The 15109-nt window shown below is 34.1% G+C and carries 16 protein-coding genes; all 16 read left to right on the forward strand.

Annotation, left to right across the window (positions count from 1 at the left end):
• Window positions 1-28: 28 nt before the first annotated feature.
• From cysC to WCY03_RS03835, 16 genes are read left to right on the forward strand one after another with little or no spacing between them, the layout of a single operon-like run.
• Window positions 29-715 (forward strand): adenylyl-sulfate kinase, encoded by a 687-nt coding sequence (gene cysC / locus WCY03_RS03760; protein ID WP_345993658.1) that lies wholly within the window; start codon window positions 29-31, stop codon window positions 713-715.
• Between the two features lies 1 nt (window position 716).
• A complete protein-coding gene (locus WCY03_RS03765; protein ID WP_345993659.1) occupies window positions 717-1907 on the forward strand; it encodes a UDP-N-acetylglucosamine 4,6-dehydratase in 1191 nt (396 codons plus the stop codon).
• Window positions 1904-3046, forward strand: coding sequence for a LegC family aminotransferase (locus tag WCY03_RS03770; protein WP_345993660.1), 1143 nt, complete (start codon window positions 1904-1906; stop codon window positions 3044-3046). The genes WCY03_RS03765 and WCY03_RS03770 overlap by 4 nt, the downstream gene beginning before the upstream one ends.
• The gene (locus WCY03_RS03775; RefSeq protein ID WP_345993661.1) at window positions 3047-3619 is read left to right on the forward strand and encodes a NeuD/PglB/VioB family sugar acetyltransferase; all 573 of its coding nucleotides are present in this window, start codon (window positions 3047-3049) and stop codon (window positions 3617-3619) included.
• Complete coding sequence (gene neuB / locus WCY03_RS03780; protein ID WP_345993662.1) at window positions 3616-4614, forward strand: N-acetylneuraminate synthase; 999 nt, start codon at window positions 3616-3618, stop codon at window positions 4612-4614. Before WCY03_RS03775 ends, neuB begins: the two co-directional genes overlap by 4 nt.
• Window positions 4611-5780 (forward strand): UDP-N-acetylglucosamine 2-epimerase, encoded by a 1170-nt coding sequence (gene neuC / locus WCY03_RS03785; RefSeq protein WP_345993663.1) that lies wholly within the window; start codon window positions 4611-4613, stop codon window positions 5778-5780. Before neuB ends, neuC begins: the two co-directional genes overlap by 4 nt.
• Window positions 5777-6823, forward strand: coding sequence for a nucleotidyltransferase family protein (locus tag WCY03_RS03790; protein WP_345993664.1), 1047 nt, complete (start codon window positions 5777-5779; stop codon window positions 6821-6823). Before neuC ends, WCY03_RS03790 begins: the two co-directional genes overlap by 4 nt.
• A complete protein-coding gene (locus tag WCY03_RS03795; protein ID WP_345993665.1) occupies window positions 6824-7732 on the forward strand; it encodes a Gfo/Idh/MocA family oxidoreductase in 909 nt (302 codons plus the stop codon).
• Window positions 7729-8433, forward strand: a complete 705-nt coding sequence (locus WCY03_RS03800) for an acylneuraminate cytidylyltransferase family protein (RefSeq protein WP_345993666.1) — start codon at window positions 7729-7731, stop codon at window positions 8431-8433. Before WCY03_RS03795 ends, WCY03_RS03800 begins: the two co-directional genes overlap by 4 nt.
• On the forward strand, window positions 8423-9193 hold the full coding sequence (locus tag WCY03_RS03805) for an oxidoreductase (protein WP_345993667.1): 771 nt from the start codon (window positions 8423-8425) through the stop codon (window positions 9191-9193). The genes WCY03_RS03800 and WCY03_RS03805 overlap by 11 nt, the downstream gene beginning before the upstream one ends.
• Window positions 9194-9253: 60 nt before the next feature.
• On the forward strand, window positions 9254-10192 hold the full coding sequence (locus WCY03_RS03810; RefSeq protein ID WP_345993668.1) for a glycosyltransferase family 2 protein: 939 nt from the start codon (window positions 9254-9256) through the stop codon (window positions 10190-10192).
• Entirely contained in the window at window positions 10182-10922 is a 741-nt protein-coding gene (locus WCY03_RS03815; protein ID WP_345993669.1) for a hypothetical protein, read from the forward strand. Before WCY03_RS03810 ends, WCY03_RS03815 begins: the two co-directional genes overlap by 11 nt.
• Window positions 10919-11611, forward strand: a complete 693-nt coding sequence (locus WCY03_RS03820; RefSeq protein WP_345993670.1) for a WbqC family protein — start codon at window positions 10919-10921, stop codon at window positions 11609-11611. The genes WCY03_RS03815 and WCY03_RS03820 overlap by 4 nt, the downstream gene beginning before the upstream one ends.
• A 10-nt stretch (window positions 11612-11621) precedes the next feature.
• Entirely contained in the window at window positions 11622-12431 is an 810-nt protein-coding gene (locus WCY03_RS03825; protein WP_345993671.1) for a class I SAM-dependent methyltransferase, read from the forward strand.
• Window positions 12432-13565 (forward strand): dTDP-4-amino-4,6-dideoxygalactose transaminase, encoded by a 1134-nt coding sequence (gene rffA / locus WCY03_RS03830; RefSeq protein WP_345993672.1) that lies wholly within the window; start codon window positions 12432-12434, stop codon window positions 13563-13565.
• Window positions 13546-15096 (forward strand): hypothetical protein, encoded by a 1551-nt coding sequence (locus WCY03_RS03835; protein WP_345993673.1) that lies wholly within the window; start codon window positions 13546-13548, stop codon window positions 15094-15096. Before rffA ends, WCY03_RS03835 begins: the two co-directional genes overlap by 20 nt.
• Window positions 15097-15109: the final 13 nt, after the last annotated feature.

A 15109-nucleotide genomic window follows, 5' to 3' on the forward strand; every position in this document is an offset into this window, starting at 1 on the left:
AACGAACCTGAGATCCATTGTAAAGGGAATGAGTTGGCGATTATTCGCTACAGCGACAACAGTTATCATTGTTTATGTGTTCTTTGGAAGGCTTGATCTTGCAATTGCAGCAGGTATTATTGAAACAGTCGCAAAAGTTGCACTTTACTGGGCACATGAACGTGCATGGGTCAAGATCAGATGGGGCAAAAGAAAAATAGAACCGTTCAACCTTTGGTTCACAGGACTTCCGCTTTCTGGAAAAACGACTATTGCCGATAGGGTATACAAAGAGCTTGAAAAACTCGATATTCCGCTTGAAAGAATCGATTCTAAAGATATAAGAGAACTTATTCCGCATATCGGATTTAGCAGAGAAGATAGAAACAGGCATATGCATCGTATCGGTCATCTCATAAAAACACTTCAAAATAATTCTATCTCAACGGTTGCTTCATTCGTGAGTCCCTATAAAGAGTCTAGAAAAGCGATCCGGGAGATGGTAAAAAACAATGTTGTCGTATATGTGAAAGCCGATATTGAAACTTGTAAGGCGAGGGATTATAAAGGAGTATACGAGAAGGCTCTGAAAGGTGAATATCAAAACTTTACCGGTATTAATGACGTATATGAAGAACCGCAGCATGCAGAAATAATCATAGATACGGATCAGCTCAGTGTAGATGAATCGGTAAGCACAATACTAAAATATATAAAAAAAAGGTATATTACATAGGATGAATAAAATACTAAAATTAATAGGCAGAGAAAAAGAACTTTTTACCGAAGATATTCAATTTTATGAAAAAGAACTTTCACAAAAAGTTTCGTCATCATCTTTTTTAGTTATAGGCGGAGCCGGCAGTATCGGTCAGGCCGTAACAAAAGAGATATTTAAACGCCACCCTAAAAAGCTCCATGTCGTAGATATATCCGAAAACAATATGGTCGAACTTGTACGTGATATACGAAGCAGTTTTGGATATATAGAGGGTGATTTTCAGACTTTTGCACTCGATATCGGAAGTATCGAATATGACGCTTTTATAAAGGCTGACGGTAAATATGACTATGTTTTGAATTTATCTGCACTCAAACATGTAAGAAGTGAAAAAGATTCTTTTACTCTGATGCGTATGATCGATGTTAATATTTTCAATACGGATAAGACACTCCAGCAGTCTATTGAAAACGGAACTAAAAAATATTTTTGCGTCAGTACGGATAAAGCTGCAAATCCGGTAAATATGATGGGTGCAAGCAAAAGGATCATGGAGATGTTCGTGATGAGAAGGTCTCAGCAGATAGATGTTTCTATGGCACGATTTGCCAATGTTGCTTTTAGTGACGGTTCGCTTCTTCACGGATTTAATCAAAGGATTCAAAAACAGCAGCCGATCGTAGCGCCGAATGATATCAAAAGATATTTTGTAACTCCGCAGGAGAGCGGCGAACTTTGTCTAATGAGCTGCATATTCGGTGAAAATAGAGATATATTCTTTCCAAAGCTCAGTGAAAATCTGCATCTTATAACTTTTGCGGATATTGCGGTAAAATATCTAAAAGATTTGGGTTATGAACCGTATCTGTGCGAAAGTGAAGACGAAGCGAGAGAGCTGGCGAAGACATTGCCTCCGCTTGGCAAATGGCCCTGTCTTTTTACTTCAAGCGATACGACAGGCGAGAAGGATTTTGAAGAGTTCTTTACCGAGAGGGAAATTTTGGATATGGAGCGGTTTGAAAACCTCGGTATCATCAAAAACGAGCTTCTCTTTGATGAGAATCTTTTAAATGAATTTGAAGAAACTGTTAAAAAATATAAAACAAAACAATCCTGGACAAAAGAGCAGATCGTTGCTCTGTTTTTTAAGATGATCCCGGATTTCGGACATAAAGAGACAGGTAAATACTTAGATGGAAAAATGTGATGCAAAAGATTGTTAATTTTGTTCAAGATATTTATAACACGAAAGAGTTTATTTCTTTGCATGAGCCTAGGTTCATAGGCAATGAAAAAAAATACCTGAACGAATGTATTGACTCTACTTTTGTTTCATCAGTCGGAAAGTTTGTAGACGAATTTGAAAAAAAGATCGCTGAATTTACGGGGGTAAAATATGCCGTTGCCACAACCAATGGAACCAGTGCTTTACATATTTCATTGCTTTTGGCAGGAGTACAAAACGGCGACGAAGTAATAACTCAACCTTTGACGTTCATCGCTACATGCAATGCGATAAGCTACTGTAATGCACAACCGGTCTTTGTAGATGTAGATCTCGATACACTTGGACTTTCTCCTTCATCATTAGAGAAATTCCTGAACGAGAACTGTGAGGTAAAAGAGAACCGATGTGTCAATAGAATTACGGGAAAAATCGTAAAAGCCTGTGTACCGATGCACACGTTTGGACATCCATGCAGAATTGACGAAATAAAAGATATCTGTGATAAGTGGCATATAGTTTTAGTCGAAGATGCAGCAGAAAGCCTGGGAAGTTATTATAAAGGCAGACATACCGGAACTTTTGGGAAACTGGCCGCTATCAGCTTCAACGGAAATAAGATAATCACTTCGGGCGGCGGCGGCTGTATTATCACAAATGATGAAGAACTGGCAAAAAAAGCCAAGCATATGACAACGACTGCAAAAGTACCGCATAGATGGGAATATACCCATGATATGATAGGTTACAACTATCGCCTTCCCAATATTAATGCAGCACTTTTAGTGGCTCAACTAGAACAATTAGAAGTGTTCTTGCAAAATAAAAGAGAACTTGCAAAAGAGTATGAAGGTTTTTTTGCCGACTTGACAGATATAGAATTTATAAAAGAACCGCAAGACAGCAGATCAAACTACTGGCTGCATGCAGTATCGTTAAAAGACAGAGCCCATAGAGACGCGTTCTTAAAGTTCACTAATGAGAACGGCGTGATGACAAGACCTATCTGGACACTGATGAACAGGCTTGAGATGTTCAAAGAATGTCAATGTACGGATATCTCAAACTCGGTCTACCTTGAAGACAGAATAGTGAACATCCCAAGTTCGGTGAGAATATAGATGGAAAAGATCATCCTTATCGGCGGCGGCGGTCATTGTAAATCTTGCATAGATGTGATTGAGCAGGAAGGCAGATTCGAGATAGCCGGTATAATCGATCAGGCCGAATTGATAGGGAAAAAGGTCTTAGGTTATGAAGTCATAGGCAGTGATGCCGATCTCGATACATTGGCGCAGAAATACAGATTCGCATTTATTGCGGTCGGGCAGATCAGATCTTCGGAGGTAAGAGTAAGGCTCTTTGAACTGGCAAAAAGAGCAGGATTTGAACTGCCTGTGGTGATCTCCCCTAGAGCTTATGTGTCAAAACATGCCAAGGTAGAAGAGGGGACTATCATAATGCATGACGCTCTTGTAAATGCCGATGCAAAAATCGGCAGGAACTGCATCATAAACTCAAAAGCACTTATAGAGCATGATGCGGTCGTAGAAGATAACTGTCATATATCGACAGGTGCGATCATCAATGGCGGAACAGTAGTGAAATCAAATACGTTTTACGGAAGCAGTGCGACCTCAAAAGAGAATACAGAAGCATCAGGTTTCGTAAAAGCCGGGAGTGTCGTAAAATGAGTAAAACTTTTATTATCGCAGAAGCCGGAGTAAACCATAACGGTTCGATCGAACTGGCAAAAAAACTTATAGATGCAGCGGTTCAAGCCGGCGCGGATGCAGTAAAATTTCAAACGTTCAAAGCTGAAAATCTAGTGAGTAAAAACGCTGCAAAAGCGGATTATCAAAAACAGACTACCGATAAAGAGGAATCTCAATTCGAGATGATCAAAAAACTGGAACTTGACGTTGACACGCATAAAGAGTTGATGGCGTACTGTAAAGTAAAAAATGTTATGTTCCTCTCTACACCCTTTGACCACGATAGTATTGAGCTCTTAAATGATCTTGGGTTACAGGTATTTAAAATACCTAGCGGCGAGATCACTAATCTTCCGTATTTAAGACATATAGGCAGACTCAATAAAAAGGTCATTCTTTCTACGGGAATGAGTGACATCGGCGAGATAGAAGATGCTTTAGATATATTGATAGATGCAGGTACATCTAAAGCAAACATTACTGTTTTACATGCAAATACCGAGTATCCTACACCGTTGGAAGATGTAAATCTAAAAGCTATGGTGACGATAGGCAGGACGTTTGACATCCCTTATGGGTATAGCGACCATACATTGGGCATAGAGGTTGATATAGCTGCCGTCGCTTTAGGTGCAAGCTGTATAGAAAAACATTTTACTCTTGATAAAACGATGGAGGGTCCCGATCATAAGGCAAGTTTAGAACCGGATGAATTACAGACCATGGTACAGGCTATACGCAATATCGAACTGGCTCTTGGAAGCAGTGTCAAAAAACCGAGTAAAAGTGAACTGAAAAACAAACCGATCGCCAGAAAGTCCATAGTATCAGGCAAGGCAATAAAAAAAGGCGATATCTTGACGCAAGAAAATCTTGCCGTAAAAAGACCCGGTAACGGTATAAGCCCGATGAGATGGGATGAGGTCATCGGAACTGTTGCGACACGAGATTATAAGAAAGATGAGCTGTTATGAGTAAGAAAAAAATCTGTGTAGTTACCGGAACCCGTGCAGAGTATGGGCTGCTTTATTGGCTGATGAAAGAGATAGAAGCCGATGATACGTTACAGCTACAAGTCGTGGTGACGGGTATGCATCTGTCTCCTGAATTCGGGTTGACTTACAAAGAGATAGAGAAAGATTTTCATATAGATAAAAAAATAGAGATGCTGCTCTCTTCTGATACTTCTGTGGGCATATCAAAATCTATGGGGATCGCCCAGATAGGTTTTGCAGATGCTTATGAAGAGTTGCAGCCGGATATCCTTGTTGTCCTCGGTGACAGATATGAGATATTTTCAGCAGTAAGTACCGCTATGATAGCTCGTATTCCTATCGCTCATCTTCATGGCGGAGAGACGACAGAAGGTGCTTTTGACGAAGCTATAAGGCACAGCATAACAAAGATGAGCCATCTTCATTTTACTGCTACACAGGAGTATAAAAACAGGGTAATACAACTCGGTGAACATCCTGAGAGAGTCTTTAACGTCGGCGGCATGGGTATAGAAAACATCAAAAGACTTCAACTCTTGTCGAAAGAGGAGTTTGAAAACTCTATCGATTTTAAACTCGGAATCAAAAACATACTCGTCACGTTTCATCCCGTGACTTTAGAAAATGCGACTGCAAAAGAGCAGTTTCAAGAGCTGTTGGATGCAGTTGACGAACTTACAGATACAAAGATCATCTTTACCAAAGCAAACAGCGATACCGACGGAAGAATCATAAATAAGATGATAGATGAATATGTATCAAAAAATTCGCACAAAGCGGTTGGTTTTACATCTTTGGGACAACTTAGATATTTAAGTGCTTTGCAATATGTTGATGCAATGGCAGGAAACAGTTCGAGCGGTTTGATCGAAGCACCGAGCTTTAAAGTTGCCACTATTAATATCGGAGATAGACAAAAAGGCCGTATCAAAGCGGACAGCGTAATAGACTGTACTCCGGCAAAAAAAGATATTTTAAAAGCTTTTGATACTGTTTATTCCGATGCTTTTAAAAATAGGTTGAAACATATTAAAAATCCTTATGGTGACGGATGTGCAAGTCGGTTAATAATAAAAGAGATCAAAAACGCAGATTTGAATCAAATTCTTAAAAAATCTTTTTATACAGTTAAGGTTTCTCAATGAAAAATTATAAAAACATAATATTAAATCCAAGTTCCAGCATAAAAGAAGCATTAAAAATCATCGATAGCGGAGCGATGAAAATTGCTCTTGTTGTTGATGAGAATGAAAAACTATTAGGCACGCTTACTGACGGCGATATCAGAAGAGGTCTTTTAAATAATCTTTCGCTCGACGATGCCATCGAACCTATTATTTTTAAAACACCGACAACCTGTTCAATCGAAGATACAAAAGAGAAAATACTGGAGATAGCCGTAGAAAAAAAGCTTTATCAGATACCGGTAGTCGACAATACGGGAAAGCTTATAGGCATAGAAGAGGTCGATGAGCTTTTAAAACCTAAGAATAGGAATAATAAGGTCGTTTTGATGGTTGGCGGACTTGGTACCAGACTTAGACCTTTAACGGAAAAGATACCAAAACCGATGTTAAAAGTCGGAGATAAGCCTATCTTAGAGACCATTATATTAAATTTCAAAAAATATGGATTTTCAAATATCGTTCTTAGTGTAAGTTACAAATCGGAGATGATCGAAAATTATTTTGGCAACGGTTCAAAGCTTGGAGTTCATATAGAATATGTTCATGAAGAGAAAAGAATGGGTACGGCAGGAGCATTAAGTCTCATACAAGAGAAGTTGAATGAGCCGTTTTTTGTGATGAACGGTGATCTGCTTACAAATATTAATTTCGAACATATGATGGATTATCATATACAAAATAGTTCGGTCGCGACAATGGGGGTTCGAGAATACGATTTTCAGGTACCTTACGGTGTTGTCAATATAGACGGAATAAATATAAAAAGTATTGCGGAAAAACCGGTACACAATTTTTATGTAAGCGGCGGAGTGTATATACTTGATCGGGCAGTATTGGATTTTATACCGAAAAACCAATTTTTTGATATGCCGACACTTTTTGAAAAAGTTATTGCGAACAATATGAAAAGTATCTCTTTTCCTATACGGGAGTATTGGCTGGATATCGGCAGAATGGAAGAGTTCGAAAAAGCGAATAATGAATATCATAAGGTGTTTTGATTGAAAGTATTGATTATCGGCTATGGTTCAATCGGTAAAAGGCACGAAGATGTGTTATCCAAGTTTGAAAGTATTAAGAATATCGATATCGTTACAAAACAAACATTGAAAGACAAAACAACATATATATCTTTAGAACAAGTACCTGATCTAGGTTTATATGATTATTTTGTCATCGCATCTGAAACAAATAAACATTATGAGCAGCTTGTATATTTGGAATCTCAAATTTCTGACAGATTGATTTTTTGCGAAAAACCTCTTTTTGAAACAAAAAGAGAGTTAAAAATAGAGAAAAATAAAGTTTTTGTCGGTTATGTACTTAGATTTCATCCATTGTTGAAAAAACTGAAAGATCTCATAGATAAAGAAAAAGTATTAAGTGCATATGTAAATTGCGGACAATACTTGCCTGACTGGAGACCCGATATAGATTATAGAACTTCATATAGTGCGAAAAAAGATGGAGGCGGTGGAGTTTTACTTGATCTGACTCATGAAATAGATTATGTACAGTGGTTATTCGGTAAAATAAAAGAGGTCAAAAGTTATCAGTTAAAAATCTCCGATTTAGAGATTGAGACGGATGATCTTACTACATTCATCGGCAAAACGAAAAACGGAACCATTGTTAATGTATCGATAGACTATATAAGTAAGATTACATATAGAAAAATGCTGGTGCATACTTTTGAACACAGCTATGAATTAGACTTTATAAACAATCATCTAATCCAAAAAGATAAATCCGGTCTAGAGCAGGTTTATAATATGCAGATTTTGCAAAGAAATCATATGTTCGAACAGATGCATAAAGCGATTTTGGATAATCAAAACGATGTATGCAGTTATGAAGAAGGATTGGAAACTATGAACACGGTATTTATGATTCAGGAACAAAATAGATGAAGAATGTACTATGTACTATATGTGCTCGAGGCGGTTCCAAAGGTGTGAAAAATAAAAATATCAAAGAGATAAACGGTAAGCCTCTTATAGCTTATACGATCGAACAGGCTAAAGCTTCCGGATTATTTGAGCATATTGTGATCAGTACCGATTCGGATGAAATAGCTGATACTGCCAAAAAATACGGTGCTGAAGTGTTCTTTAAAAGAAGTGCTGAAATGGCAGGTGATACCGCAGGTAAGCTGGATGTCATAAAAGATGCTTTTATGAAGAGTGAAGAATATTACGGTAAGAAATTTGACTATTTGATAGATCTGGATGTAACCGCACCGCTTAGAAGCGTTGAAGATATAGTAGATTCGTTCGAACAGTTCATACAAAACGACAATGATAATCTTATCACGGCTATGCCGAGCAGACGAAGCCCTTATTTTAATCTTGTAGAAGTAGATAAGAACGGTAAAGTAGAACTCTCCAAGAAACTGGACGATACGGTTGTAAGAAGACAAGACGCACCAAAAAGCTATGATATGAACGCCTCGATCTATATATGGAAAAGAGATACCATATTAAATGAAAATTCTATCTTTTTGGAAAGAACAGGTCTATACGTAATGCCCGAAGAAAGATCGATCGATATAGACAATGAACTTGATTTTGAATTTGTAGAGTTTTTGATGAGGAAACAAGATGCTAGATAGCAAGGTAGTAGTCGTTACCGGCGGTGCAGGACTTATAGGAAAAGAGTTTATCAAAGCCATAGTGGAAAATGACGGTATAGCTGTAATCGCAGATATAAATGAAGAACTCGGTACAAAGGCAAAAGCAGACCTGTCAAAAGAACTGAACAGTTCAAATATAGATTTTATAAGACTTGATATCACTTCTACGGATTCATTACAAGAGTGTCTAGAGTATCTTGACGGAAAATACGGCAGGATAGATGCGTTGGTAAATAATGCTTACCCGAGAAATAAAAACTACGGTAAGCATTTTTTTGATGTAAAGTATGAAGATTTTGTAGAGAACATAGGTTTAAACCTGGGCGGGTATTTTACTGCTTCACAGCAATTTGCTACCTATTTCCAGAAACAGGGATATGGAAATATCATCAATATCAGTTCCATATATGGGGTAGTCGCTCCAAAGTTTGAGATATACGATAATACGCCGATGACAATGCCTGTAGAGTATGCCGCTATAAAATCAGGACTTATTCACCTTACAAAGTATATGGCAAAATACTTTAAAGGGATGAACATCAAGGTAAACGCGTTGAGTCCCGGCGGTATATTTGATAATCAGCCGGAACCTTTTTTGGAAGCATATAAAAAACAATGCTCAAATAAAGGTATGTTAGATAAAAGTGATCTAAAAGGCACTCTGGTATACCTGCTTAGTGATATGAGCAGGTATGTGAACGGACAGAATATTATAGTTGATGATGGGTTTAGCTTATAATATACGCCATTAAAAAACTAGAATGAAAAATTAAATAAAGAAGGTCGTAAGGAGTTTTCTATGCAACTGTCTATAGTAACGACGCTGTATAAATCATCATTTTATATAAATGAGTTTTATGAAAGAATTACACAGGAAGCTAGAAAAATTACGAACGATTATGAAATAATTTTTGTAGATGACGGAAGCCCGGATGATAGCTTACAAAAAGCGATAAATTTACATCAAAAAGACAGTAAAGTGAAAGTTATAGAACTTTCACGGAACTTTGGACATCATAAAGCAATTATGACAGGACTCTCTCATACTGAAGGTGATTATGTTTTTTTGATAGATAGTGATTTAGAAGAAGAACCTGAATTATTAGCTAAGTTTTGGTCAGAGATGCAAAATAGTCAAGATATAGATGTCGTCTACGGTGTCCAAGCTCAGCGGAAAGGCCATTGGTTCGAAAAATTAAGCGGTACAATTTTTTGGAAGATAGTTGATGCTCTATCATCAATACAAATTCCATCAAACATATTAACAGCCAGGTTGATGAATAAAAAATATGTCAAATCCTTAATCCTTTATAACGAATCCGAGGTGTTTTTAGGAGGAATTTTAGCTGATACCGGCTATAACCAGTTAGGTGTAAAAGTAAAAAAAGGATCACATAGTAAAACAACATATACTTTCAAAAAAAAAGTTTCATTGTTAACTAATTCTATAACTTCTTTCAGTAGTAAACCTTTGGTGTACATTTTTTACTTTGGATTTTTTATAACTTTAGTATCTGCCATCTTTATTTTAAAACTCATTTATAATAAATTGGTTTTAAATATTGCATTTCAAGGCTGGACATCCCTTATTATCTCAATATGGTTTTTTGGAGGTTTAATCATTTTGGTGCTTGGAATAATGGGAATTTATTTATCTAAAGTTTTCAAAGAAGTGAAAAACAGACCATATACTATTATAAAAAATATTTACGAACAGGAAAACAGTCATGAGCTTTAAAATGGTTGGAGATCAAAGAAAAGTATCAAATTTGCTTGGAACAGGGATACAATATATTCCTGGACATATAGAGCCTTATGTAGATGAATGTGTTCAAGAAGTTCAGAAATATAAACCGAAAAGAATTTTAGAAATAGGCGGTGGAGGATTTCGTTTCATATCTGAAGTAATTACTAATGAAGCGATAAAGGAAGCTTTAATTATTGAACCAGATTATTATGCGTTAGATTATAAAAAAATTTTAACTAAAATTGATCAATTGGAACTTATCGACCTGATGGAGAAAAAAGTAAATTTTTTTATTGGTACTGATGAAAAATATTTTGAAATTAATAATATAAAAATGCAGTTTGACTGTATTGCAGCATTTAGAGTTTATCACTTTTCGACTCCTGAAAAATTTCAAAATATAATTCAAAAATTCAGTGAAATCATGAGTGAAAATGCGTTGCTTTTTCTTTCAGGAATGTGTAGTTTAGACTATTTAACAAAAGAAGAAAATATTTTTTTTACAAACTCAATGCCGATAAACAGTGAAAAATATTATAGAAAACTAGATCAAACAAATGAAATGGTCAGAGATGCAATTACAAAACAAAACTTACCGGAAAATATTTTATTTTTAGATATGGAATTCATTGAAAGGAGTATTGGTAAAAATTTTAAAGTTCTAAAAGGGCCTATTATGAGTACTAAAATTGTTGCCGGGTACATATTGCAAAAAGTATGAAAAAAATAGCAATATTACAATCTAATTATATTCCATGGAAAGGTTATTTCGATCTAATAAGCAGTGTAGATGAATTTATTTTTTATGATGATGTTCAATATACAAAAAATGATTGGCGAAACCGAAACAAAATAAAAACATTTCAGGGTGTTCAGTGGATAACGATCCCAGTAGAACAAAAAAATTTGGAGCAAAAAATAAAAGATACTAAAGTTGCAGACAATAGATGGAATAAAAAACATTGGAGTACAATATCCCAAAGCTATGCAAAAGCAAAATATTTTCAAGAATATAAAGACATTTTTGAAGAACTATATTTAAAGGGTGAAGAGAAGTATTTGAGCGAGATAAACTATAAATTTATAATGACTATAAATAAGATACTCGGTATAACTACGAAAATCAGATGGTCAGATGAATTTGAATTGTCAAATGGACAAACTGAAAAACTGTTGGCGATTTGTAAACAGTGTGATGCCAATGTATATCTGAGTGGACCTGCTGCAAAAAATTATTTTAATAAAAATCTGGCAAAACAGGAAAATATTCAAGTAGAATGGATAGACTACAGCGGTTATCCCGAGTATAACCAACTTTTTTTGCCATTTGAGCATAGCGTGAGTATAATAGATCTTATTTTCAATGAAGGACGAAATGCAACCCAATTTATGAAGAGTTTTGAATGCTAAGGTCTAATATATGATTTTACAGGAGTATAAAAATGTTGATAACATCAAAATTTTTCATGAAACTATCGATGGTCATGCAGATTACAATGTAAAGGGTTTAGAAAACCTTTATAAACAAGAAGAAAAACATTTTTGGTTTATTGCACGAAAAGAGTTTATCTTCAACAATATAAAAAAATTTATTGAAAAACATGAAAAAATCATAGAAATAGGTGCGGGTACAGGTAATGTATCAAGGTACTTGATAGAAAATGAGTATAAAGATATATCTGTAGGAGAAATGCATTTAACAGGATTAAAATATGCTCAAAGCTACGGTATAGAAAAATGTTATCAATTCAACTTACTTGACACTCCATTTGAAAATGAATTTAATGCAGTTTGTATGTTTGATGTGCTTGAGCATATCGAAGATGCAAGCGCGGCATTAAAAAATGTTAACAGAATGCTTCAGGAAAATGGGAAAATAGTATTAACGGTTCCTTCGCATATGTGGCTTTGGAATAGAAGTGATGCTATTGCAGGACATAAAATTAGATATACAAAAAAACAATTGATGCAAAAATTAGAGGAAGAAGGTTTTGAAGTATTGAGTGCAAGGTATTTTTTTATAAGTATAATTTTACTACTTATATTAAGGCGACTACTTGAAAAAGATAACGGTAGAGAAGTCAAAAATCAAGAATATGATAAAGATATTTCAATAATTTCACCTCTAAATCACTTATTGCTTTGGATATCAAGAATAGAAAATAAATTAAACCGATTTTTGCCAAACTTATGTGGCGGAAGTTTATTTATAGTAGGAAGGAAAAGATAAATGATACCGTTTAATAAACCTCCTTCGACTGGGAATGAAGAACAATATATATTGCAATCGATAAAAAGCCTTAAAATCTCAGGAGATGGAGACTTTTCAAAAAAATGTCATCAATGGTTTGAAGAAAAGCTAAATTGTGAAAAGGTACTTTTAACGCCGTCATGTACTCATGCGCTTGAAATGGCAGCAATACTTCTTGATATAAGAGAAGGAGATGAAGTTATTATGCCTTCATATACATTTGTCAGTACAGCAAATGCTTTTACTTTAAGAGGGGCAAAAATTGTTTTTGTAGATATCCGTCCCGATACCATGAATATAGATGAAACAAAAATAGAGCAAGCGATCACAAATAAAACAAAAGTTATAGTTCCTGTTCATTATGCCGGCATAGCATGCGAAATGGATGCGATTATGAAAATTGCATCACGATATGGTCTTTTTGTTGTAGAAGATGCAGCTCAAGGAATGATGAGCAGTTATAAAAACAGACCACTAGGAACGATCGGGCATTTAGGAACCTATAGTTTTCATGAAACAAAAAATTATACAAGTGCGGGAGAAGGCGGACTTTTAATAATAAATGATAAACAGTTTATTGAAAAAGCAGAAGTCATAAGAGAAAAAGGAACCAACAGGAGCCTGTTTTTCAGAGGGATGGTCGACAAATACACATGGGTAAATATAGGAAGCAGCTATCTTCTCAATGATGTTAGTGCAGCATATTTATGGGGTAATCTTGAAAAAGCAGATGAAATTAATCAAAACAGATTAAATTCTTGGCAAAGTTATTATAAGGAATTAAAACCACTAGAAGAAAAAAGATTAATAGAACTTCCCAATATCCCAAAAGAATGTATTCATAATTCTCATATGTTTTATTTGAAAGTAAAAGATATTGAAGAAAGAACAAAATTTTTAGAATATTTAAACAAAAATGGAATATTTGCAGTATTTCATTATGTACCTCTGCATTCGTCCGCTGCCGGTAAAAAGTTCGGTAGATTTGTTGGGAAAGATATTTTTACAACACGAGAAAGTGAAAGATTGGTAAGGCTGCCCATGTATTATCAATTAAAGCCAAAAGATATTTACTATATTAGCAGGATTGTTCATGACTATTTCTCAAACTAATAAAAGATATATGATACTGTTTCTCATTTACTGTATTACAAATATTCTTAATTTTTTGAATTATGATGGGATATATTGGGATGATTATTCGCTTATAGGGCATGATTATAGCTTTATTCATAATATTTTTAATCAGGCTACAGGTGGCTTGGATTTTATATCGCCAATACATGGAATATTATTGTACTTTGATAATAGTATTGTCATATATAGGTTTATTACTTATTTTTCATATTTTTTTACAGGTATTTTGATATTTAAAATCTTACAATCTCTCGATAAGTTACGAGATGAAGATATTTTTTGTATAGTTTTATTATATCTAGTAATACCACTTAACAGTGCAAAAATCGCATTAATTAATTTACCATCAAACTTTTATTTGCTTTTGTTTTTTATAGCATTTTTTTTATTTGTAAAATATATTCAAAACTCTCAAAATATATTTAAAAGAATTCTAATATATATATTATTTTTTCTGTCGTTCAGTGTCAATTCACTACTCGTATTTTATGGGTTGGTTTTATTATATGCATTGCAATATGAATTTTCAAAAGAAAACTTTAAAATTAAATCATTTCTTTTTAAATATATAGATTTTATATTACTACCGATTATATATTGGTTAATTAAAATAAACTACTTTCCTCCTTATGGAGCATATGAAAATTATAATAGCATACATTTTGATTTAATCAAGCTCTTTGATCTATTCCATCGATCTATTTATAGTTCCTTTTATGAACCAGCAGAAATTGCATTATTATATAGTTATAAACATTTATATTTTTTTACTATTGTTTTGTTGGGATTATTGTATATATTTAGAAATTTACAGATAAGTAAGAAAATTTCATATACATTTATTTTTATAGGAATAAGTGGTTTTTTGTTTGCAGTTTTTCCATATATTATGGTAGGTAAACTACCCAGAGTATATGATTGGGATTCACGTCATCAATTGTTAATGCCTCTAGGTATATCAATTTTAGTGTATACAAGTGTACAATTGATGAGGAAAATAAATAATATGTTTGGTAAAATACTATTACTTAGTATAATATCAGTTTTTATAATGCAGTCTTTTTATACTAGTTATAGGTATAATCAAGATATCTTTTATCAATATGCAATTGAAAACCATTTGAAAAAGTCTGAATTAGTTAAAACTCACACAACATTTTTAACAGATAGAAAAATCATGAGTTGCTTTTCAAATTATAGAACAGTAAGAGATTATGAGTATAATGGTTTTCTTAAAAATGTTTTTAAAAATGAAAAACGTGCGATGTTCTCCAAACTAGATACATTAAATTATTATAAAAATGCTCAAAAAAATCCTATAAATGCAGAAGATTGGGTTTATAAAAAACCTGTTGTTTTTGTTGATATAGATAAGAATAAAAAGTTCGAATTAAACTATAAAACGATTGTACAGTTGTTTTATTATAAATTTTTTAATAAGGAAAAATTTGATTTATTAATTGAGCAGCTTATTACATTAAAGGCACATATAATTAATGAAAAATGATAAAGTAAAAATA

The organism is Sulfurimonas sp. HSL-1716 (genome assembly GCF_039645975.1).
Lineage (GTDB): Bacteria > Campylobacterota > Campylobacteria > Campylobacterales > Sulfurimonadaceae > Hydrocurvibacter > Hydrocurvibacter sulfurireducens.

Bases quoted from the DNA above. Each gene is read 5' to 3' on its own strand.
- cysC (WP_345993658.1), top strand. From the start codon at position 29: ATGAGTTGGCGATTATTCGCTACAGCGACAACAGTTATCATTGTTTAT.
- WCY03_RS03765 (WP_345993659.1), top strand. From the start codon at position 717: ATGAATAAAATACTAAAATTAATAGGCAGAGAAAAAGAACTTTTTACC.
- WCY03_RS03775 (WP_345993661.1), top strand. From the start codon at position 3,047: ATGGAAAAGATCATCCTTATCGGCGGCGGCGGTCATTGTAAATCTTGC.
- neuB (WP_345993662.1), top strand. From the start codon at position 3,616: ATGAGTAAAACTTTTATTATCGCAGAAGCCGGAGTAAACCATAACGGT.
- neuC (WP_345993663.1), top strand. From the start codon at position 4,611: ATGAGTAAGAAAAAAATCTGTGTAGTTACCGGAACCCGTGCAGAGTAT.
- WCY03_RS03790 (WP_345993664.1), top strand. From the start codon at position 5,777: ATGAAAAATTATAAAAACATAATATTAAATCCAAGTTCCAGCATAAAA.
- WCY03_RS03800 (WP_345993666.1), top strand. From the start codon at position 7,729: ATGAAGAATGTACTATGTACTATATGTGCTCGAGGCGGTTCCAAAGGT.
- WCY03_RS03805 (WP_345993667.1), top strand. From the start codon at position 8,423: ATGCTAGATAGCAAGGTAGTAGTCGTTACCGGCGGTGCAGGACTTATA.
- WCY03_RS03810 (WP_345993668.1), top strand. From the start codon at position 9,254: ATGCAACTGTCTATAGTAACGACGCTGTATAAATCATCATTTTATATA.
- WCY03_RS03815 (WP_345993669.1), top strand. From the start codon at position 10,182: ATGAGCTTTAAAATGGTTGGAGATCAAAGAAAAGTATCAAATTTGCTT.
- WCY03_RS03820 (WP_345993670.1), top strand. From the start codon at position 10,919: ATGAAAAAAATAGCAATATTACAATCTAATTATATTCCATGGAAAGGT.
- WCY03_RS03825 (WP_345993671.1), top strand. From the start codon at position 11,622: ATGATTTTACAGGAGTATAAAAATGTTGATAACATCAAAATTTTTCAT.
- rffA (WP_345993672.1), top strand. From the start codon at position 12,432: ATGATACCGTTTAATAAACCTCCTTCGACTGGGAATGAAGAACAATAT.
- WCY03_RS03835 (WP_345993673.1), top strand. From the start codon at position 13,546: ATGACTATTTCTCAAACTAATAAAAGATATATGATACTGTTTCTCATT.